21 protein-coding genes are annotated in these 19,964 nt (G+C 67.8%); 10 read left to right on the top strand and 11 right to left on the bottom strand.

The annotated features are described in order from the left end of the window. Window positions 1-153: 153 nt before the first annotated feature. From JYG32_RS01010 to JYG32_RS01040, 7 genes are all read left to right on the top strand, one after another. The gene (locus JYG32_RS01010) at window positions 154-444 is read left to right on the top strand and encodes a DUF333 domain-containing protein (RefSeq protein WP_213264390.1); all 291 of its coding nucleotides are present in this window, start codon (window positions 154-156) and stop codon (window positions 442-444) included. A gap of 154 nt (window positions 445-598) precedes the next feature. After that, on the top strand, window positions 599-919 hold the full coding sequence (gene sugE / locus JYG32_RS01015; RefSeq protein ID WP_213264391.1) for a quaternary ammonium compound efflux SMR transporter SugE: 321 nt from the start codon (window positions 599-601) through the stop codon (window positions 917-919). 209 nt (window positions 920-1,128) lie between these two features. Beyond that, a complete protein-coding gene (locus JYG32_RS01020; protein WP_034190778.1) occupies window positions 1,129-1,746 on the top strand; it encodes a DUF4126 domain-containing protein in 618 nt (205 codons plus the stop codon). Further along, window positions 1,743-4,358, top strand: coding sequence for an ABC transporter permease (locus JYG32_RS01025; RefSeq protein WP_213264392.1), 2,616 nt, complete (start codon window positions 1,743-1,745; stop codon window positions 4,356-4,358). Before JYG32_RS01020 ends, JYG32_RS01025 begins: the two co-directional genes overlap by 4 nt. A gap of 42 nt (window positions 4,359-4,400) precedes the next feature. Further along, complete coding sequence (locus JYG32_RS01030) at window positions 4,401-4,811, top strand: group II truncated hemoglobin (protein ID WP_096471406.1); 411 nt, start codon at window positions 4,401-4,403, stop codon at window positions 4,809-4,811. A gap of 104 nt (window positions 4,812-4,915) precedes the next feature. After that, window positions 4,916-5,647, top strand: coding sequence for an alanyl-tRNA editing protein (locus JYG32_RS01035; RefSeq protein WP_213264393.1), 732 nt, complete (start codon window positions 4,916-4,918; stop codon window positions 5,645-5,647). Then, window positions 5,644-6,261, top strand: coding sequence for a DUF924 family protein (locus JYG32_RS01040; protein ID WP_213264394.1), 618 nt, complete (start codon window positions 5,644-5,646; stop codon window positions 6,259-6,261). Before JYG32_RS01035 ends, JYG32_RS01040 begins: the two co-directional genes overlap by 4 nt. A 185-nt stretch (window positions 6,262-6,446) precedes the next feature. On the opposite strand, the gene JYG32_RS01045 is transcribed toward JYG32_RS01040, so the two are convergent. The 11 genes from JYG32_RS01045 to JYG32_RS01095 all read right to left on the bottom strand — a co-directional run bounded on the left by JYG32_RS01045 (window position 6,447) and on the right by JYG32_RS01095 (window position 15,994). Then, complete coding sequence (locus JYG32_RS01045; protein WP_213264395.1) at window positions 6,447-8,339, bottom strand: ArnT family glycosyltransferase; 1,893 nt, start codon at window positions 8,337-8,339, stop codon at window positions 6,447-6,449. Window positions 8,340-8,567: 228 nt separating this feature from the next. Continuing rightward, window positions 8,568-9,329: an SDR family oxidoreductase gene (locus JYG32_RS01050; protein ID WP_213264396.1), complete on the bottom strand. Its 762-nt coding sequence runs from the start codon at window positions 9,327-9,329 to the stop codon at window positions 8,568-8,570. 22 nt (window positions 9,330-9,351) lie between these two features. Next, window positions 9,352-9,933 carry a TIGR00730 family Rossman fold protein gene (locus JYG32_RS01055; protein WP_174384042.1) on the bottom strand — a complete coding sequence of 194 codons (582 nt, stop codon included), beginning with the start codon at window positions 9,931-9,933 and terminating at the stop codon, window positions 9,352-9,354. Further along, window positions 9,930-10,688, bottom strand: a complete 759-nt coding sequence (locus JYG32_RS01060) for a TetR/AcrR family transcriptional regulator (protein WP_174384041.1) — start codon at window positions 10,686-10,688, stop codon at window positions 9,930-9,932. The genes JYG32_RS01055 and JYG32_RS01060 overlap by 4 nt, the downstream gene beginning before the upstream one ends. Window positions 10,689-10,901: 213 nt before the next feature. Continuing rightward, entirely contained in the window at window positions 10,902-11,438 is a 537-nt protein-coding gene (locus tag JYG32_RS01065) for a diacylglycerol kinase (protein WP_213264397.1), read from the bottom strand. After that, window positions 11,435-12,469 (bottom strand): glycosyltransferase family 4 protein, encoded by a 1,035-nt coding sequence (locus tag JYG32_RS01070; RefSeq protein WP_213264398.1) that lies wholly within the window; start codon window positions 12,467-12,469, stop codon window positions 11,435-11,437. Before JYG32_RS01070 ends, JYG32_RS01065 begins: the two co-directional genes overlap by 4 nt. A 30-nt stretch (window positions 12,470-12,499) precedes the next feature. Beyond that, window positions 12,500-13,438 (bottom strand): UDP-2,3-diacylglucosamine diphosphatase, encoded by a 939-nt coding sequence (locus tag JYG32_RS01075; protein WP_174384038.1) that lies wholly within the window; start codon window positions 13,436-13,438, stop codon window positions 12,500-12,502. A 260-nt stretch (window positions 13,439-13,698) separates the two neighbouring features. Beyond that, window positions 13,699-14,205, bottom strand: coding sequence for an RDD family protein (locus JYG32_RS01080; RefSeq protein ID WP_213264399.1), 507 nt, complete (start codon window positions 14,203-14,205; stop codon window positions 13,699-13,701). A 6-nt stretch (window positions 14,206-14,211) separates the two neighbouring features. Then, window positions 14,212-14,967, bottom strand: a complete 756-nt coding sequence (locus tag JYG32_RS01085) for a DUF3106 domain-containing protein (protein WP_213264400.1) — start codon at window positions 14,965-14,967, stop codon at window positions 14,212-14,214. A gap of 26 nt (window positions 14,968-14,993) precedes the next feature. Next, the gene (locus JYG32_RS01090; protein WP_213264401.1) at window positions 14,994-15,434 is read right to left on the bottom strand and encodes a DUF3619 family protein; all 441 of its coding nucleotides are present in this window, start codon (window positions 15,432-15,434) and stop codon (window positions 14,994-14,996) included. Continuing rightward, window positions 15,431-15,994, bottom strand: coding sequence for an RNA polymerase sigma factor (locus tag JYG32_RS01095; RefSeq protein ID WP_021162797.1), 564 nt, complete (start codon window positions 15,992-15,994; stop codon window positions 15,431-15,433). The genes JYG32_RS01090 and JYG32_RS01095 overlap by 4 nt, the downstream gene beginning before the upstream one ends. A gap of 355 nt (window positions 15,995-16,349) precedes the next feature. Between JYG32_RS01095 and JYG32_RS01100 the strand changes: the two genes are divergently transcribed. From JYG32_RS01100 to ilvC, 3 genes are all read left to right on the top strand, one after another. After that, a complete protein-coding gene (locus JYG32_RS01100; protein ID WP_174381166.1) occupies window positions 16,350-18,113 on the top strand; it encodes an acetolactate synthase 3 catalytic subunit in 1,764 nt (587 codons plus the stop codon). 112 nt (window positions 18,114-18,225) lie between these two features. Beyond that, window positions 18,226-18,717, top strand: a complete 492-nt coding sequence (gene ilvN / locus JYG32_RS01105) for an acetolactate synthase small subunit (RefSeq protein ID WP_006750445.1) — start codon at window positions 18,226-18,228, stop codon at window positions 18,715-18,717. Window positions 18,718-18,822: 105 nt separating this feature from the next. Next, window positions 18,823-19,839, top strand: coding sequence for a ketol-acid reductoisomerase (ilvC, locus tag JYG32_RS01110; protein ID WP_213264402.1), 1,017 nt, complete (start codon window positions 18,823-18,825; stop codon window positions 19,837-19,839). The last annotated feature ends 125 nt before the right edge of the window (window positions 19,840-19,964 follow it).

Consider the following 19,964-nt stretch of genomic DNA (forward strand, 5'->3'; position numbering starts at 1 on the left):
ATCGCGCGGCGGCGCCAGCCCGGGCTGGCGTGACGCCGCGCGCCGGCAGGGTTGCGTTGACGCGACAGTCGCGCGGCCGGCGCCGGCCTTGCACACCGGCCGCGCATTCCCCGTTATGCTGACCGTTCCGCGAACAAGAACGAGGAGCGTGCAATGTCCGTCCGTCTGACCGTCATCTGTGCGCTGGCGCTGGCTGCGCCCGGCGTGTTCGCCCAACCGCTGCCGCCGGGGCAACAGCCGCCCGCCCAGGCCGCGCTCGCCAATCCCGCGTCGGTCAACTGCGAGAAACTCGGCGGTCGCCACGTGATCCGCAGCCTGCCGCGCGGGCAAGTCGGCATGTGCATGTTCAAGGATGGCCGTGCGTGCGAGGAGTGGGCGCTGTACCGCGACGACCGCTGCGTCGGCGGCGTCGGCGGCGTCGCGCCGAAGCGCGTGTCGAACTGACCGGGCCCGGCCGATCCTGCCCCGGATCGGCCGCCGCCCATGTGCCGCGTCCGGCGTGTCCGTAAGCGTCTTGTTATACTCGGCGCCGCCCGGGGACGACCCCGGGTCATTCGCTTCAACGGGGACGGCCCCGTCCGAGATGGAGTACGTCGGGATGGCGTGGGTATTGTTGTTGATTGCCGGTTTGCTGGAAGTGGCCTGGGCGGCCGGCATGAAATCGTCGGACGGCTTCACGAAGCTCGGTCCGTCGGTGTTTACGATCGTGACGGCGCTGGCCAGCTTCGGGCTGCTCGCGGTCGCGATGCGCCAGTTGCCGCTCGGCACCGCGTACGCGGTGTGGACGGGCATCGGCGCGGTCGGCGCGTTCGTGTTCGGCATCGTGATGATGGGCGAGGCGCTGACCGCCGCGCGCGTCGCGAGCGCTGCGCTGATCGTCGCCGGACTGATCGGCCTCAAGCTGTCGTCGGTCGCCTGACGACGGCATCCCGGGCGTGCGCGCCCGGGTACCGCACTGCGGAATTGCGCGGCTGCCCGGATAGCCTGTCTATAATGGAACGCATTCGGGCCTGAATGCCGTTGTGCCGTTCGCGGCATGCGGCGCCGGTCGCCACGCGCCGCGCGGCCGGTCTGACCGACCCGATCCGATCGATCGGCAAAGCGCACGGAAAGTGCAAGGAGAGGGCCATGATCGAAGCCATTTCGCTCGGCGCGGGGCTCGCGTGGGCGAGCGGGCTGCGCCTGTACCTGACGGTGCTGATCGCCGGCGTGCTGGCGCGGGTCGGTTGGCTCCATCTGCCCGACACGCTTGCCGTCCTGATGTCGCCGTGGGTCATCGGCGCCGCAGCCGTGCTCACCCTTACCGAATTCCTTGCCGACAAGATCCCCGCGTTCGATTCGCTGTGGGATGCCGTGCACACCTTCATCCGCATCCCGGCCGGCGCCGTGCTCGCGGCCGGCGCGCTCGGCCATGCCGATCCGACCGTGCTGGCGGTCGCGGGGCTCGCCGGCGGTTCGCTTGCCGGCGCCGCGCACGTGGCGAAGGCCGGCACGCGCGCACTGATCAACCTGTCCCCCGAACCGATTTCGAACTGGGTCGCGTCGTCGACCGAGGACGGCCTCGTGGTCGGCGGGCTCGTGCTCGCTTTCTTCGTCCCGCTCGCGTTCCTCGTGCTGCTCGCGGCCTTCATCGCCGCTTCGGCCTGGGCGCTGCCGCGCCTGTGGCGCGGCGTGTCGGGCGGCTTTCGCGGGATGGCGAACCACATGGTGTCGCGGCTCAACTCGATCGGGGGGAAGCGCGATTGAAGGGGCGGCAACACGCGGCGCAGCCGCCGGCCGGGCAACCCGGCCATGACAAAACCGCGCATGCCGGCCGTTTCGGCCTGCGCGACCTGATCCGCCAGGCCGCACGGATGACCGCGCGCGACTGGCGCGCGGGCGAGTTGACGCTGCTCGTGTTCGCGCTGGTGCTCGCGGTTGCGGCACTGACGAGCGTCGGCTTTCTCGCCGACCGGCTGCGCCAGGGGCTCGAGCGCGACGCGCGCCAGATGCTCGGCGCCGATTTCGTCGTGCGCGGCGACCGTCCCGTCGATCCGTCGTTCGACCGCCAGGCCCGCGCGCTCGGCCTGCGTACCGCGACGACCGCGATCTTCCCGAGCATGATCGCGTCCGCCACGGGCGGGCAGCCGACCGATGCAGCACCCGCGCGCCTCGCAGCCGTGAAGGCCGTGTCGTCCGGGTATCCGCTGCGCGGTGCGGTCGAGATCCTGCCCGCCGGCGCCGCTGCCGCGCACAAGGCGGACGCGATTCCCGCGCCCGGCACCGTGTGGGCCGATCCCGCGCTGCTCGACGCGCTGCACCTGAAGGCGGGCGATACCGTGCGCGTCGGGCTGCGAACGTTTACGGTCGCAGCGTCGATCACCCGCGAACTCGATCGCGGTTTTTCGTTCGTCAATTTTTCGCCGCGACTGATGATGCGCGCGGACGAACTCGCCGCGACGGGGCTCACGGGCTACGGCAGCCGCGTCACGTACCGGCTGCTGGTTGCCGGCGACGCGCAGGCCGTCGCGCGCTTCGAAACCTATGCGCACGAACGTGTCGACGGCGGGAAGCTGCGCGGCGTCGGTCTCGAGTCGTTGCAGGAAGGCCAGCCGCAGGTGCGGCAGACGCTGGATCGCGCGCGCCATTTCCTGACGCTCGTCGCGCTGCTGACCGCGCTGCTCGCGGCGGTCGCGATCGCGATGGCCGCGCAGCGCTACATGCGGCGCCATCTCGACGGCTGCGCGACGATGCGTTGCCTCGGCGTGAGCCGCCGCACGCTCGGCGCGCTGTTCGCATTCGAATTCGTCGGCATCGGAATCGTGTCGGGCGCCGCGGGCGCGGTGCTCGGCTACGGCGGTCACTGGGCATTGCTGGCTGCGCTCGGCGGACTGATCGACGTCGTGCTGCCGCCGCCCACGCCGTGGCCGGCGCTCATCGGTGTGGGCGCCGCGCTGGTGCTGCTGCTCGGCTTCGCGCTGCCGCCGCTCGTGCCGCTCACACGCGTGCCGCCGGTGCGCGTGCTGCGGCGCGAGTGGGGCGATGCGTCGCGCACCGCGTGGGCCGCGTATGCGATCGGCGTCGTGCTGTTCGCGGGGCTGCTGATCGTGGCCGCCGGCAACCTGAAGCTCGGCCTGATCGTCGCGGGCGGCTTTGCCGGCGCGCTGGTGGGTTTCGCGCTGATCGCGCGGCTCGTGTTGTTCGCGGCCGCGCGCGCGGTGCGCAACGCGCGCGTGGCCGCGGGCGTCGGCTGGCGTTACGCGCTCGCGTCGCTGCATCGGCGCGGCACGGCCAGCGCGCTGCAGATCACCGCGCTCGCGCTCGGCCTGATGTGCCTGCTGCTGATCGCGATCACGCGCAACGACCTCGTCGCGGGCTGGCGGCAGTCGACGCCGCCCGATGCGCCGAACCAGTTCCTGATCGACATCCAGCCCGACCAGCGCGACGACGTCGCGGCCTATCTGGCCGCGCACGGCGTGCGCGACGCGGTGCCCGCGCCGATGGTGCGCGGCCGCCTCGTCGCGATCAACGGCAAACCGGTGAATCCGGACGCCTATCCGTCCGACGAGGCGCGCCGGCTCGTCGACCGCGAGTTCAACCTGTCGTATACGACCGAGCTGCCGTCCGACAACCGGGTCGTCGCAGGCGACTGGTTCGGCACCGCGGCCACGCCGCAGATCTCGATCGAGGCCGGTCTCGCGAAGACGCTGAACGTGAAGCCGGGCGACACGCTGCGCTTCGACGTGACGGGGCTGACGGTCGATGCGCCGATCACGAGCGTGCGCAAGCTCGACTGGGGCACGTTCCGCGTCAACTTCTTCGTGCTGATGCCGCCGCCGGCATTGAAGGATTTCCCGGCCGTCTACCTCACGAGCTTCCATTTGCCCGCATCGGACGCCGCGTTGCTCGATCCGCTGATCGCGCGCTACCCGAACCTGACCGCGATCGACGTCGCGCCGATTCTCGCGCAGTTGCAGCGGATGATGCTGCAGGTCGTCGGTGCGGTGCAGTTCCTGTTCGCGTTCACGCTCGCGGCCGGTGTGCTCGTGCTGTACACGGCGCTCGCGGGCTCGCGCGACGAGCGGGTGCGCGAGGCCGCGCTGCTGCGCGCGCTCGGCGCGTCGCGCGCCCAGGTGAACGCGGTGCAGCGTGCGGAATTCGTCGTGGTCGGCGCGCTGGCCGGCGTGCTGGCGTCGGCGGGCGCGATCGCGGTCGGCTGGGTGCTTGCGTCGCGCGTGTTCGACTTCCGGCTCGCCGTCGATCCGTGGCTCGTGCCGGCCGGCATCGCGGCCGGCGTCGCGTGCGCCGGTGCGGCCGGCTGGCTGAGCCTGCATAATGTGTTGCGGCGCCCCGCGCTGCAGTCGCTGCGCGACGCGTAAGCGTCGCCGGCGGCCCCGAAGATCCTGTTTCCGACTATCCGTATGACCGATGTGAATGACGATGCGCCGTCGCAACCGACGGCGTTCGAGCTCGTGGGTGGCGAAGCCCGCGTGCGCGAAATGGTGGACCGCTTCTACGACCTGATGGACCTCGAGCCCGAGTTCGCGCAGATCCGCGCGGTGCACCCGCCGTCGCTCGACGGTTCGCGCGACAAGCTGTTCTGGTTCCTGTGCGGCTGGCTCGGCGGCCCCGACCACTACATCAGCCGGTTCGGCCATCCGCGGCTGCGCGCGCGGCACCTGCCGTTCCCGATCGCGTCGGTCGAGCGCGACCAGTGGCTGCGCTGCATGGCGTGGGCGATGGAAGATGTCGGGCTGCCCGAACCGCTGCGCGAGCGGCTCATGCATTCGTTCTACGACACGGCCGACTGGATGCGCAACCGGCCCGGTTGATCGACCGGTACGCCGCTGCCTGCGCGCGGGACGATCTGCGTCTGGGCGCGTGCGCCGCGCGGCGCGACACTGGCCGTTTCCCCCTTCGATACGAGGCTCGCCCGATGACGACACAAGCGCTGTTTCGCGAAGACGCGTACCTCACGCAATGCAATGCGGTCGTCCAGGCCGTCGACGACGACGGCATCCGGCTCGACCGCACCGTGTTCTATCCGCTCGGCGGCGGCCAGGCCGGCGACACCGGCACGCTGACACTGCCCGACGGCAGCACGATCGCGATTGCCGATACGCGCAAGGCAAAGTTCGACGGCGCGACGCCCGACGACGCCGTGCACGTGCCGGCACCGGGGCAGGAGGCGCGCGTCGCGGCGCTCGTGTCCGGCACGCGCGTGGTTGCGGAGATCGACTGGCTGCGCCGCTACCGGCACATGCGCCTGCATACGGCCGCGCACCTGATGTGCGCGGTGTTGCCGTACGCGGTCGACGGCTGCAGCGTGACGGCCGACTACGTGCGGCTCGATTTCGCGACGTCCGACGCGATCGACCGCGACGACGTCGAGCGGCGCCTTGCCGGCCTGGTCGACGGCGCGCATCCGGTCACGACCGAGTGGATCACCGACGACGAGATGGCCGAGCGGCCCGAACTCGTGCGCACGATGAGCGTGAAGCCGCCGATGGGCCTCGGCCGCGTGCGGCTGCTGCGTATCGAGCATGTCGACCTGCAGCCATGCGGCGGCACGCATGTGCGCAACACGTCGGAAATCGGCGGCCTGCGGGTCGCGAAACTTGAAAAGAAGAGCGCGCGGACACGGCGCCTCGTACTGGAGTTTGCATGACGATCGACACCGGGGGGGCGGGCGCGGCGACGCTGGATCCGCAAGCGCGGGAGATTCTGGATTTCTGGTTCGGCGAGTCGGGCTCGGCCGAATTCGGGCAGGAACGCAAGATCTGGTTCAACGGCGGCGCGGCGTTCGACGACGTGCTGCGCACGCGCTACGGCGCGCTGCTCGACGCCGCGTGCGACGGTGCCTGCGATCACTGGGCCGGTTCGCCGTCGGGTGCGCTTGCGTTGATCGTCGTGCTCGACCAGTTCTCGCGCAACATCCATCGCGGCACGCCGCGCGCGTTTGCCGCCGATCCGAAGGCGCTCGCGCTCGCACGCCGCGTCGTCGCGGCCGGCTGGGATGCGCAACTGCCGAGCGGCCATCACCGTGCATTCGCGTATCTGCCGTTCGAGCACGACGAAGCGGCCGAGAGCCAGCGCGAGTCCGTGCGCCTGTGCGCGGGCATTCGCGACGAGGCAGGGTGCGAGAGCTATCATCGCTTCGCGTTGCGGCATGCGGCCGTGGTCGAGCGCTTCGGCCGCTTTCCGCACCGCAACGCGATTCTCGGCCGCGCGTCCACCGATGAGGAGACGGCGTTTCTTCGCGAGCCCGGTTCGTCGTTCTGAAGCTTCGAGCGGTTGCGTGAGTGCCGAGGGGAGGGGCGAGCCCGCGGATTCACGCGGGTGCGTTGGCAGTCGGGGAAACCGGCCGGCGGCGCGCATCGCCCGGAGATTGCGCACTGCTCAGGCGGCCGGTCTCGACCTTTTCCGGAGATGAAGACAGGCAAGACGGCGCGTCGCGCCGTCTTGCATCACTGCAGGTGCTGTTCGGGCGTGCGCACGTAGACGCGCAGCAGTTCCTCGTTGTCGCCCGGACGCGCGCCCGTCCAGAACAGTTTCCATTCGCTGCCGGGCGCCGGATCGACGGCCCGCACACCCTGGACGATCATCCACGTGCAGCGCGTCGTCTTCGCGTCGTCGATCGGCGTGTGCTGGATGCCGGAGAAGTAGTACAGCATCGGCGCTTCCGATTCGCCGAGCCCGTGCAGGCTCGCCATGCAGTCGCCGTCGTTCCATTCGAGCGCGAGATGCGCGTTCAGGTCGTCGAACACCGAGCGGTAGCTCTTCGCGACGTCGAGCCACGGCAGCAGCAGCGTATAGACGAGCCCCCACGCAACGAGTGCGCCGGCGCCCCACGACAGCACGCCGCGCCAGAGGCCCGTCGTGCGCAGCTTCGGCAGCAGCGACAGCCAGCCGGCCGTCAGCGCGAGCGCACCGATCACGAGCGCGGGCTCGATCGGCATCGTCCAGTCGAGCGGCAGCCAGCGGCCGAGCGGCGCGAGATCCGCGCGCGACGCGGCCGGATCGGCCATCACTGCCCAGATTGCCCAGGCGAGCGCGGCGGCCGTGCCGAACAGCACGCGGCTGAAGTAATCCCACGCGAGATGCAGCGTGCGCGGAATGCGTTCGATCGCCTGCGCGGCGACCAGTGCGAGCGGCGCGAAGAACGGCAGGATGTAGAGCTGGCGCGACGTCGCGGACACTTGCAGCACCGCGAGCCCGATGCCGGCGAACAGCACGGGCAGCGCGATGCGCGGCGTGCGCCAGTCGCGCCACGCACCGCGCGCGAGCGCGACGATCGCGAGCGGCGCGACCGGGAAGCCGACGAGCAGGAACGCACGCAGGATGAAGAAAGGCTTGTCGTTTTCCGCGCCGAGTTCGGGGACGGAGAAGCCGAAGAAACGACCGACGTTGTTGTCCCAGAACCACGTCATGAACAGCGTCTCGGAGCGCAGGAACAACGCGGTCGGCCAGATCAGCGCGAACGGCGCGAACACGAGCGCGGCGACGCCGAGCGAGCGCGCGAACGAGCGGGTGCGGCAGGCCGGGTAGAGCGCCAGCGTGCCGACGAGCGTGGCCGCGAACACGAGCGGCACGAACAGCCCCTTCGTCATCAGCGCGATGCCGACGCCCGCGCCGAAGATCGGCGCGGCCCAGCGGCCCGACGGCCGGACCGGCAGCCCGTGCCGCATCTGCTGCGCGCGCGCGACGTGCTGGATCACGAGTTCGAGCAGCCCGCAGAAGCCCATTGCCGTACCGGCGAACAGCGCGACGTCCGTCATCATGTCGTGCATGTGCTTGATGACGACGAGCGTGCCTGCGCTCAGCACGACGGGACCGATCACGCGCAGGTCGAACCAGCTATCCGCGCGGCTGGCGACGCGCGCCGCGCGTGCGATGAAGCCGAACGCGAGCGCGGCGAACAGCGCGCTCGCGAGCCGTGCCGCGTCGTGCAGCGGCATCACGCGCTGCAGCAGCCACGCGAGGCTGGTCGCGACCCATGCGTAAAGCGGCGGCTTTTCCATGAACGGCAGGCCGGCATTGGTCGGCACGACGAAGTCGCCCGTCTCGAGCATGTGCTGGATGATGCCGAACGTGTAGGTCTCGTCCTGTTTCCACGGATCGTGGCCGAGCACGCCCGGCAGCGTGTATGCGCAGATCAGGGCGGCGACGAGTAGCCACGCGCGCCAGCCGAGCAGGAGCGCGCGGTTGCGCGTGGTGCTGGTTGCGGCGGTCGCGGCGATGACGGGGGTGCCGGCGGTGTCGAGCGTCGCGGTGAGGTCGGCGTTGGCGGTCGAGCGGGTGTGCGGGGCCGGAGCGGGCACAGACGTGCGTCGCCGGCCGGGCGCTGCGGTTCCAGGCATGGAAAAGATCTCGGGTCGAGTCGAGCGGGTCCGGCGACATGGGTCGGACCGATAAGGGCCACATCAAGGCGGCTGGGAACAGGCGTTTATGACACCTGTCTGACTGGCCGCTAGTAGATCACGGAACTGTTACGGATGTTTACTGAAACCTTCACGAAATTGTGGAGATTTGTGGTGTCGTGACGACAGATTGTTTCAGGCAGCGGTTTGGACGTGCCGCGCGTGCGGTTACCGGCCGCCGCCGACGTCGAGCAGGGCGCCCGTCGTGTAGGACGCCGCGTCGCCGAGCAGCCAGACGATCGCTTCGGCAATCTCCTGGGCTTCGCCCGCGCGGCCGAGCGGTGTTTGTGCGCCGAGGCGGGCCGCACGGCCCGGCTGGCCGCCGCTCGCGTGAATTTCGGTCTCGATCAGGCCGGGGCGTACCGCGTTGACGCGCACGCCGTGCGGGCCGAGTTCCTTCGCAAGGCCGATCGTCAGCGAGTCGACCGCGCCTTTCGAGCCCGCGTAGTCGACATATTCGTTCGGCGAGCCGAGCCGGGATGCGATCGACGATACGTTGACGATCGCGCCGCCCCGGCCGCCGCGGTCGGTCGACAGCCGGCGCGCGGCTTCGCGCGCGCACAGGTACGCGCCGAGCACGTTGGTGTCGAACATCCGCCGCAACCGGTCGGCCGGCATGTCGGCGAGCGGCATCGACGGCGCGACGATACCCGCGTTGTTGACGAGCGCGTCGAGGCGTCCGAACGCGGCCGCGACGGTGTCGAACATCGCGACGACGTCGGCTTCGTTCGCGACGTCGCCCGCGACGACGCATGCACGGCCGCCCGCGTCGCGGACGGCCTGCGCGGTGAGTTCGGCTGCGGCCGCGTCGCGCGCGTAGTTGATGCCGACGTCCCAGCCGCGCTCGGCCGCGAGCACGGCGGTCGCGCGGCCGATGCCGCGGCTCGCGCCGGTGATGAGGACGGCCTTGCGGCCGGACGCTGTGGTCATCGTGTGCGGTTCCCGGGGAGGGTTACTTCGCCGCGTCGGGCGCCCACTTGTCGCGGACGGGCGGTTCGTAGCGGCGCAGCCGCTCGATCAGTTCGACGGGTTCCGAATCGACGCACAGCGCGTCGAAATAGGCCGGCTGCATGAAGCCCTCGTCGACCGTATGGCGCAGCAGCGCGATCAGCGGATCGTAGAACGAATCGATGTTGTAGAGCGCGACGGGTTTGCGGTGGTAGCCGAGCTGCGCCCACGTGTAGACCTCGAAGAGCTCCTCGAGCGTGCCGGCACCCCCAGGCATCGCGACGAACGCGTCGGAGAGGTCGGCCATCATTTTCTTGCGGTGGTGCATGTCGGGCACGACGTGCAGTTCCGACAGCCCCGTATGGCCGACTTCCTTGTCGACGAGCAGTTCGGGAATCACGCCGACCGCATGGCCGCCGGCCGCCATCACTTCGTCGGCGATCACGCCCATCAGGCCGACCCGGCCGCCGCCGTACACGAGCGTGAGGCCCGCAGCGACGAGCGCACGGCCGAATGCGCGCGCGGCGTCGGCATAGACGGGCCGCACGCCGGACGACGAGCCGCAGTAAACGCAGACCGCCTTCATTGCTTGGCATCCTTGGCGGGAGCCTGCCCACTGACGACCGGGCTGTCGGCGGGGCGGGGCGAACCGTCGCGCGGCGGCAGGTAGTCGGTGAACTGGCGCTTCGGCAGCTTGCCGGAGACCAGGTCGTCGAACAACTGGCGCGAACGCCCGCGCAGGTACGGCGCCATCACGGAGATCACGTGCATGCTGACCTGGTGCAGTTCCTCGCGGATCGCGTCCTGGTCGTTGTACTTGCGCGGATGCATCACGTACTGATATGACAGCCAGTACGTCGAAATAACGGCCATGTTGGTGGCAATGACCTCGATCTCGGCAGGCGTCGCGACCATCTCGGTGTCGGACACGAGCAGTTCGCACATCTCGCGCGCGAAGCGCACCTTGTGGCTGATGATCTGCTTGAAGTGCGTCTCGAGCGTGCGGTTGCGGGCGAGCAGGTCGTTGAGGTCGCGATACAGGAACCGGTAGGTCCACATGAAATCGGCCATGTACTGCAGGTACGACCAGGTTTCGTCGATCGTCGGACGGTGATCTTCGGGAAAGCGCAGCCGCCGTTCGATCTGCTGCTCGAACTGCGCGAAGATGCTGTTGATGATGTCGTCCTTGTTGCGGAAATGGTAGTACAGGTTGCCTGGACTGATTTCCATTTCCTCGGCGATCGTCGTGGTCGTGACGTTCGGCTCGCCGATCTCGTTGAAGAGTTTCAACGACAACTCGAGAATCCGTTCGCGGGTGCGGCGGGGAGGTTTCGCTTCCATGTCGTCCGGCCCTGTGTGTGCCGGACTGGCGGGCGCTGCAATCGATGCTGCGTGATTCGTCCGGCGCGGGTTGCTGTTCTATGTCTAGCGGACGATTATAAACCGGGGTTTCGCCACATCGGGCGCATTTCGTGATCTCGGCCCCGCGCGACGGATGGTGCAGCGCCGCACGCGGGCGATGCGCAACGCACCCGCAGGCCGCCGTCTGGAAGCCTAGAAGCCGAGCCAGTGCGCCACGACCGGGCCGAGCACGAAGCCCCACGTCGTGATGCACGCGAACAGCGCGACCGTCACGGCCGCGCTGCCGAGGTCCTTCGCGCGCTTGGAGAGTTCGTGGCGCTCGAGCGAGATGCGGTCGATCGCGGCCTCGACGCTCGAGTTCAGCAGCTCGACGATCAGCACCAGCAGCACCGAGCCGATCAGCAGCGCGCGCGACGCGGCCGGCACCGGCGCGAACGCGCCGATCGGGAGCATCAGCGCGGCGAGCGTGAGCTCCTGGCGAAACGCGCTCTCTTCGCGGATCGCGACACGAAATCCGTTCAACGAATGCTTGAGTGCGTACCATGCGCGCGTGATGCCGCGGTGGCGCTTGTACGGGTTCGGCGGCAGCGGCGCCAGTTGATCGTCGGGGCCGAGCGGCTCGGACGCGTGCGTGTCCGTGTCGCCGTGCGGCTCTTCCTCGTCGAACGGGCGGTGCTGTTGCTGCGTCGCGGCGGGTGGCGGGGTCTTGTCGTTCAGGTCTCGTTTCAAACGGCGGCACCTTCGGCTGGCGAGTACGCGGTCTTCGGCAGCGGCTTCAGGTGCGATGCGAACTGCTCGGATGCCGCGCGCCACGAGAAGCGTTCCGCCCACGCGCGTGCGGTCGAGCGTTCGATCTTCAGCGCCTCGAGGCAGGCTTCCTGCAGGTCGTCGTGCATCGCGCCGGCGTCGCCGCCGCTGAGCACGTCGATCGGGCCCGTGACGGGATACGCGGCAACCGGCGTGCCGCAGGCGAGCGCCTCGAGCAGCACGAGGCCGAACGTGTCGGTGCGACTCGGGAACACGAACACGTCGGCCGCAGCATACACCTTCGCGAGCTCGGCCTGTGACAGCACGCCGAGATAGTTCGCTTCCGGATAGCGCGACTTCAGTTCCGCGAGCGCGGGGCCTTCGCCCGCGACCCACTTCGAGCCGGGCAGGTCCAGGCGCAGGAACGCCTCGACGTTCTTCTCGATCGCGACACGGCCCACATACAGGAAGATCGGCCGCGCGGTATTGAGCACCTTCGATTCCATCGGGCGGAAGATGTCGAGATCGACGCCGCGGGTCCACAGCACGACGTTCGTGAAGCCGAACTTCTCGAGGTCTTCCTTGACGACCGGCGTCGGCGCCATCACCGCGAGCGACGGGCCGTGGAACCAGTGCAGGAACCGGTAGGTCGCTGCCAGCGGGATACCGAAGCGCGCCTGCACGTATTCCGGGAAGCGCGTGTGATACGCGGTCGTGAACGGCAGCTTGTGGGTGCGCGCATAGCGGCGCGCGGCGAGGCCGAGCGGGCCTTCGGTCGCGATGTGCAGCGCGTCGGGCGCGAACGCGTCGATCCGCGCGCGCAGCTTGCGGTACGGCAGGATCGACAGGCGGATCTCGGGGTAGGTCGGGCAGGGCACCGTGCGGAATTCCAGCGGCGTCAGCAGTTCGACGCGGTGGCCGAGTGCGGTCAGTTCGCGGGACGTGCTCTTCAGCGTGCGCACGACGCCGTTGACCTGCGGTTCCCACGCGTCGGTGACGATCATGATCTTCATCGCGGCATGTGTCCTGTGAGTTGGGGTGGGTCAGGCAGTGGCCTTGGCCTTGCGCGACGGAGCAGCGGACGGTGCGCTGCGCATCACCGTCCAGTAGACGATCTTCAGTTCGCCTTCCATCGTTTCGACGAGCGCCGACAGGCTTTCAACCCAGTCGCCGTCGTTGCAGTACAGCACGCCGTCGATGTCGCGGATCTCCGCCTTGTGGATGTGGCCGCAGACGACGCCGTCGCAGCCGCGGCGGCGTGCTTCGTCGGTCATCACGGTCTCGAACTGCGAGATGAAGTTGACTGCGTTCTTCACCTGGTGCTTCAGGTACTGCGACAGCGACCAGTACTGGAAGCCGAGCCGGTTGCGGATCCGGTTGAACCAGCGGTTCAGCACGAGGATCAGCGTGTAGAGCGTGTCGCCGAGGTACGCGAGCCATTTCGCGTGCTGGATCACGCCGTCGAACAGGTCGCCGTGCACGATCCACAAACGTTTGCCGGCGAGCGTCGTGTGGAACGCCTCGCCGCGCACCTGGATGTCGCCGAACGCGAGGTCGCAGAATTGCCGCGCACCTTCGTCGTGGTTGCCGGGGATGTAGACGACCTGCGTGCCCTTGCGCGCCTTGCGCAGGATCTTCTGCACGACGTCGTTGTGCGCCTGCGGCCAGTACCAGCCTTTCTTCAACTGCCAGCCGTCGATGATGTCGCCGACCAGGTACAGGTATTCCGAATCGTTGTGACGCAGGAAGTCGAGCAGGTACGGCGCCTGGCAGCCGCTCGAGCCGAGGTGGATGTCGGACAGCCAGATGGTGCGGTAGCGATGGGTGGACGGGTCGGGATCGTCGTGCTGCGTGGCATGCGCAGCAGGCGGTTCTTGCGACGCCAGGGCATCGGTTGCGGCCGCGCCGGATAGGAAAGCGGTGGCGGCGCGAGCGCCGAGCGGTTGACGGAACAGGGAGGTCGCAGACGTTTTCTGACCCATGCATGACTCGCGCCGGTTGACATTACCGGCATTCCGCCATGCGGGCGTGACTGTGCCGTGACAGTCACGAGACGTTCTTATTACGACCGTTCAAGGATGTTTAGCAGTGAATGTCGACGCGTTGTGTAGGCTGTCGAACCGACCATTAGGCCGGCATCGGATAGGGCGGTGTGGCGCGCGCGACGGGCCGTCGCGGACGGGCTTTCGTCTGACGGATGGGGCGGGGGAAATCGACGCAGGCAGGGGCGCCGGGCGGTACGTCAGCGCTGGATCGCGACGACACGCGTGCGTGCGATCCGGTCGTGCGGAAACTGGCGGTCGGCATGCAGCCGGGCGGCGCAGGCCCACGCGACGATCCATGCGGCGGTGAGCGCCAGCGTGACCGGCACCGACAGGCCGAGGAGCGGATGCAGTGCGAGCGGCGGCAGGAACCACAGCCAGCCGAGCGCATAGCGGACGAGCGCGTGGCCGGCGCTCAGCGGCCGGCCGCTCGACGATTCGAGTCGTAGCCGCCAGGTCTTCATCGGCAGCGTCTGGCCGCCGTGGGTCCAGAACCAGACGAAGTACGCGCCGACGACGAGCGCGATCCAGGCGGCGAGCAGGTTGTGATGGACGAGGCCGTTGCGTTGCTGCGTGGCGAGGCTGAACGCGAGCCCCGCGAAGAACACGACGCCGAACAGCAGCACGCCTTCATAGAGCAGCGCGGCGAGGCGCCGCCGCACGGACGGCGCGGCGGCCGGCGTCTCGGGCGCGCGGGCGTTCGCCACGGCCGCTCAGGAACCCTTGAACAGCGAAGGCGCGTCGGCGGGCGACACCGGTGCGACTGCAGCGGGCGCAGACGCGGCGCCGGCCGTCGACGGCGCGGGCACCGGCGGCGCGGCGGCGCCGGCCGAGGCGGGCGCCGCTGCGGTGGCTGCACCGCTTGCCGGGTGCTCGTGCGAATTGACGAGGCGGCGGACGTCACGGTCGGCGACGGTCGGCGGCGCGCTGACGACGCTCGGCCGGCGGCGGCGCTCGGCGGCCGCGAGACGTTCCTTCTGCTCCTCGGGGAGTTGCTGGTAGGCCTTCCACGCGCGCTCGCGCGCCTGCGCGGAAAGCTCCTTCGCGCTCTGGTAGTTTTCGCGCGCGACGCGGCGCTGGTCGGGCGTCATCCGCGCCCATTCGGACATCCGGTCCTGCAGGCGCTTTTGATCATCCGGCGTCAACTTCGCGAAACGCGATGCGATCTTCAGCCATTTGCGCTTGCGGGCGTCGCTGAAGCCGTCCCACTGGTCGGCGAACGGCGCGAGTGCCGCGTGCTGCGCCGGCGTGAGGCGTGCCCACGACAGCGGGCCGGTGGCGGCCGGCAGCGGCAGTGGCGGGAGGTCGGTGGTCAGCCCGGTCGCGGCCGATGCGGGCGCGGCAGGGCTGCTGGCCGCGACGGTCGTCGTCGCGGGGGGCGGGTGGAATCGCGAATACGTGGCGACGTAGGAAACGGCGATCGCGATCACGCATCCGAAAAATACGGCCAGGCCGCGCTTCTGACTCACCCGTGCGATCCCCTCGTTATTGTCTGTTAGTGAGCGTGCGAAAGATACGCGTTGAACCCGTGATCGAGATACGCGTTGAGCGGCAGGTCGTCGCTGAGCATCGCCGCGTCGATATCGGCGAGTTCGGCGGTGCGCTGCATGTCTTCCCAGTAGGCGATGCCGATGAGCCCCGCGAGCAGAAGCGCGAGCGGCCACGCGCGCAGCAGGCGGCGCGCGAACGACGCGTACGGGCGGCCGGCCTGCGGGCGGCTCGTGGGCACCGGGCCGTAGGCGCCGGCCGCGCCGGCGAAGGCCGGCACGAACACCGGCGCGGTCGCGGCCTCGGGCTTCTTGCGCGCGAGCGCAGCCCGGCGGGCGACGGCCAGCCGATCGGTGGTCGCAGCAGGCAGTGCGGCCGTGCGCTCGTCCAGCGCGCGGCGCACCTTCAGCGCGAATTCGTGTTCTCGGTTTGCGGGAGCGAAGCTCATAGCGTGATTCCTTTGGCCTTGAGCGCTTGCGCCAGGGTGTGGGTGGCTCGTGAGCAGTGCGTCTTGACGCTGCCTTCGGAGCACCCCATTGCGGCGGCAGTCTCGGCGACATCCATATCTTCCCAATAACGCATCAGGAACGCTTCCCGTTGACGCGCCGGAAGTTTCTGGATTTCTTCGTCGATCAGGGCCAGAACCTGCTCTCGTTCGAGGCGGTGCTCGCTGCTCTCGACGCCCGCGTTGTCGTCCGCGGATTCGAGCGTTTCGAGCGGATCGAAGTCGTCGTCGTCGGTGTTGTTCAGCGACGAGAAGAGCGTGACCCAGGTGTTGCGGACCTTCTGCCGGCGGAACCAGTCGTGGATCGCGTTCTGCAGGATCCGCTGAAAAAGCAGCGGCAGTTCGGCCGCGGGCCGGTCGCCGTATTTCTCGGCCAGCTTGATCATCGCGTCCTGCACGATGTCGAGCGACGCATCGTCGTCACGCACCGCGTACGCAGCCTGCTTGAACGCGCGCCTTTCGACGCCCGCCAGAAAGTCGGCGAGTTCCTTGTCTGATGCCATTCCGTGAAGGTATGCGCTGCGGACCGCTGCGTGGTGTAAAAGGTCGAAAAATTTCGTAAAACCCGCGGATGCTAACAAATTTTCGCGCTGCTTGGCACCGGTTTGGGCGCCGCGCGTTGCGCGCGAGCCGCGACGGCGGGGTGCCGGGCGGCGTGCATGATGCGCTGCGGGATATTTTGCTTGACGACCCATTCGCGACCCGCTATCGTCAACGATTCGCAACATGAAGTGATGGTCTCATTTGAGGCTGGCCCAAGAAGCCCGCCCTTCAAACTGGACGCGCCGCTTGAACCCGAGCCACAAGCCCGGCAGAGAGCACCCGATCAATTTTTTGCCGAAAATTCGAAAGGTCAAAATGAACATGCCCAGCGCGGAATTCTCCACGTCGGAACCCCTTTCCCCTCCCGATAGCGACTCCATCGGCGGCACCGTGCTCATGAAGGCACTGGCTGACGAAAACGTCGAATTCATCTGGGGCTACCCCGGCGGCTCGGTTCTCTATATCTACGACGAGCTTTACAAGCAGGACAAGATTCAGCACGTGCTGGTGCGCCACGAACAGGCGGCCGTGCACGCAGCCGATGCGTATGCGCGTTCCACCGGCAATGTCGGCGTCTGTCTCGTGACGTCGGGCCCCGGTGTCACCAACGCGGTGACCGGCATCGCGACGGCCTATATGGATTCGATCCCGATGGTCGTGATCAGCGGCCAGGTGCCGACTGCCGCGATCGGCCAGGACGCATTCCAGGAATGCGACACCGTCGGCATCACGCGTCCGTGCGTGAAACACAACTTCCTCGTGAAGGACGTGCGCGACCTCGCGGAAACCGTCAAGAAGGCGTTCTATATCGCCCGTACCGGCCGTCCGGGCCCGGTGCTGATCGACATCCCGAAGGACATCTCGAAGACGCCGTGCGAGTACGTGCCGGTCAAGAGCGTGTCGCTGCGTTCGTACAACCCCGTCACGAAAGGCCATTCGGGCCAGATCCGCAAGGCCGTGTCGCTGCTGCTGACGGCGAAGCGCCCGTACATCTATACGGGCGGCGGCATCATCCTTGCCGACGCGTCGCGCGAGCTGAACCAGTTCGCGGACCTGCTCGGCTACCCGGTCACGAACACGCTGATGGGCCTCGGCGGCTATCGCGCGTCGGACAAGAAATTCCTCGGCATGCTCGGCATGCACGGCACCTACGAAGCGAACATGGCGATGCAGCACTGCGACGTGCTGATCGCGATCGGTGCCCGCTTCGACGACCGCGTGATCGGCGACCCGGCGCACTTCGCGTCGCGTCCGCGCAAGATCATCCACATCGACATCGACCCGTCGTCGATCTCGAAGCGCGTGAAGGTCGATATCCCGATCGTCGGCGACGTGAAGGAAGTGCTGAAGGAACTGATCGAGCAATTGCAGACGGCCGAACACGGCCCCGACACCGAGGCGCTCGCGCAATGGTGGAAGGACATCGAGGGCTGGCGCGCGAAGGACTGCCTGAAGTTCGATCGCGAAAGCGAGATCATCAAGCCGCAGTACGTGGTCGAGAAGGCGTGGGAGCTGACGGACGGCAATGCGTTCGTGTGCTCGGACGTCGGCCAGCACCAGATGTGGGCTGCGCAGTTCTACCGCTTCAACAAGCCGCGTCGCTGGATCAACTCCGGCGGCCTCGGCACGATGGGCTTCGGCCTGCCGGCAGCGATGGGCGTCAAGATGGCGCACCCGGACGACGACGTGCTGTGCATCACGGGCGAAGGCTCGATCCAGATGTGCATCCAGGAACTGTCGACCTGCCTGCAGTACGACACGCCCGTGAAGATCATTTCGCTGAACAACCGCTACCTCGGCATGGTTCGCCAGTGGCAGCAGATCGAATACAGCAAGCGCTATTCGCATTCGTACATGGATGCGCTGCCCGATTTCGTGAAGCTCGCCGAAGCGTACGGCCATGTCGGCATGCGGATCGAAAAGACCTCGGATGTGGAGCCGGCGCTGAAGGAAGCGCTGCGCCTGAAGGACCGCACCGTGTTTCTCGACTTCCAGACCGATCCGACCGAAAACGTCTGGCCGATGGTACAGGCCGGCAAGGGCATCACCGAGATGCTGCTCGGATCGGAAGATCTGTAACGGCGCGACGCGCGCTTGAGCCCGATGCTGCCGCCTTCACGAAGGGCGGTGCGGCACGCGGCGGCGCGCGGCGCGAGTGAATCGACACGGACACATTCTGGAAGAAGCGAACATGAGACACATCATTTCCGTCCTGCTGGAGAACGAACCGGGCGCGCTGTCGCGTGTAGTCGGTCTGTTTTCCGCACGCGGCTACAACATCGAAACCTTGACGGTGGCGCCGACCGAAGACCAATCGCTGTCGCGGCTCACCATCGTTTCCATTGGCTCCGACGACGTGATCGAACAGATCACGAAGCATCTGAACCGCCTGATCGAGGTGGTGAAAGTGGTGGACCTGACCGACGGTGCACACATCGAACGCGAGCTGATGCTGATCAAGGTACGTGCAGTGGGCAAGGAGCGCGAAGAAATGAAGCGGATGTCGGACATTTTCCGCGGCCGCATCATCGACGTGACCGAAAAGACCTACACGATCGAATTGACGGGCGCGAGCGACAAGCTCGACGCATTCATCCAGGGGCTGGACGCGAGCGCGATCCTCGAGACCGTGCGCACCGGCAGCTCAGGCATCGGACGCGGCGAGCGCATCCTGAAGGTGTGATGCCGAAATTGCCAATGAGGCACGCCGGGTGCGCCGTCATGTCCCGGCCCGCAGTACTCCATCCGAACGAATTGTTGAATTTTTGAATTAGCGAAGGAACCCATCATGAACGTTTTCTACGACAAAGACGCTGACCTCTCCCTCATCAAGGGCAAGCAAGTCACGATCATCGGCTACGGTTCGCAAGGCCATGCACACGCGCTGAACCTGAAGGAAAGCGGCGTGAACGTGACGGTCGGCCTGCGCAAGGGCGGCGCGTCGTGGAGCAAGGCCGAGAACGCCGGCCTGTCGGTCAAGGAAGTCGCGGAAGCGGTGAAGGGCGCAGACGTCGTGATGATGCTGCTGCCGGACGAGCAGATCGCCGACGTGTACGCGAAGGAAGTGCACGCAAACATCAAGCAGGGCGCAGCGCTGGCATTCGCGCACGGCTTCAACGTCCACTACGGCCAGGTGATCCCGCGTGCCGACCTCGACGTGATCATGATCGCGCCGAAGGCACCGGGCCACACCGTGCGCGGCACGTACTCGCAAGGTGGCGGCGTGCCGCACCTGATCGCGGTTGCGCAGAACAAGTCGGGCGCGGCACGCGACATCGCGCTGTCGTACGCGGCAGCGAACGGCGGCGGCCGTGCGGGCATCATCGAGACGAACTTCCGTGAAGAGACCGAAACCGACCTGTTCGGCGAGCAGGCCGTGCTGTGCGGCGGTACCGTCGAGCTGATCAAGGCTGGCTTCGAGACGCTGGTCGAAGCAGGCTATGCGCCGGAAATGGCGTACTTCGAGTGCCTGCACGAACTGAAGCTGATCGTCGACCTGATCTACGAAGGCGGCATCGCGAACATGAACTACTCGATCTCGAACAACGCCGAGTACGGCGAGTACGTGACGGGCCCGCGCGTCGTTACGGAAGAGACGAAGAAGGCGATGAAGCAGTGCCTGACCGACATCCAGACGGGCGAGTACGCGAAGAGCTTCATCCTCGAGAACAAGGCAGGCGCTCCGACGCTGCAATCGCGCCGCCGCCTGACGGCCGAGCACGAGATCGAGCAGGTCGGCGCGAAGCTGCGCGCGATGATGCCGTGGATCGCGAAGAACAAGCTCGTTGACCAGACGAAGAACTAAGCACCGCGTGCTGTTCCGGCCCTTCGAGTGGAGGGTCGGCGTCAAAAAGCCGTCCGAAGGCAGCAGTGCCCCGGGCGGCTTTTGTTATGCTACGGGCTTTGCAATTCACCGAACACAGAACGAAT

The sequence above is a fragment of the Burkholderia pyrrocinia genome (assembly GCF_018417535.1).
In the GTDB taxonomy this organism is placed as follows: domain Bacteria; phylum Pseudomonadota; class Gammaproteobacteria; order Burkholderiales; family Burkholderiaceae; genus Burkholderia; species Burkholderia pyrrocinia_E.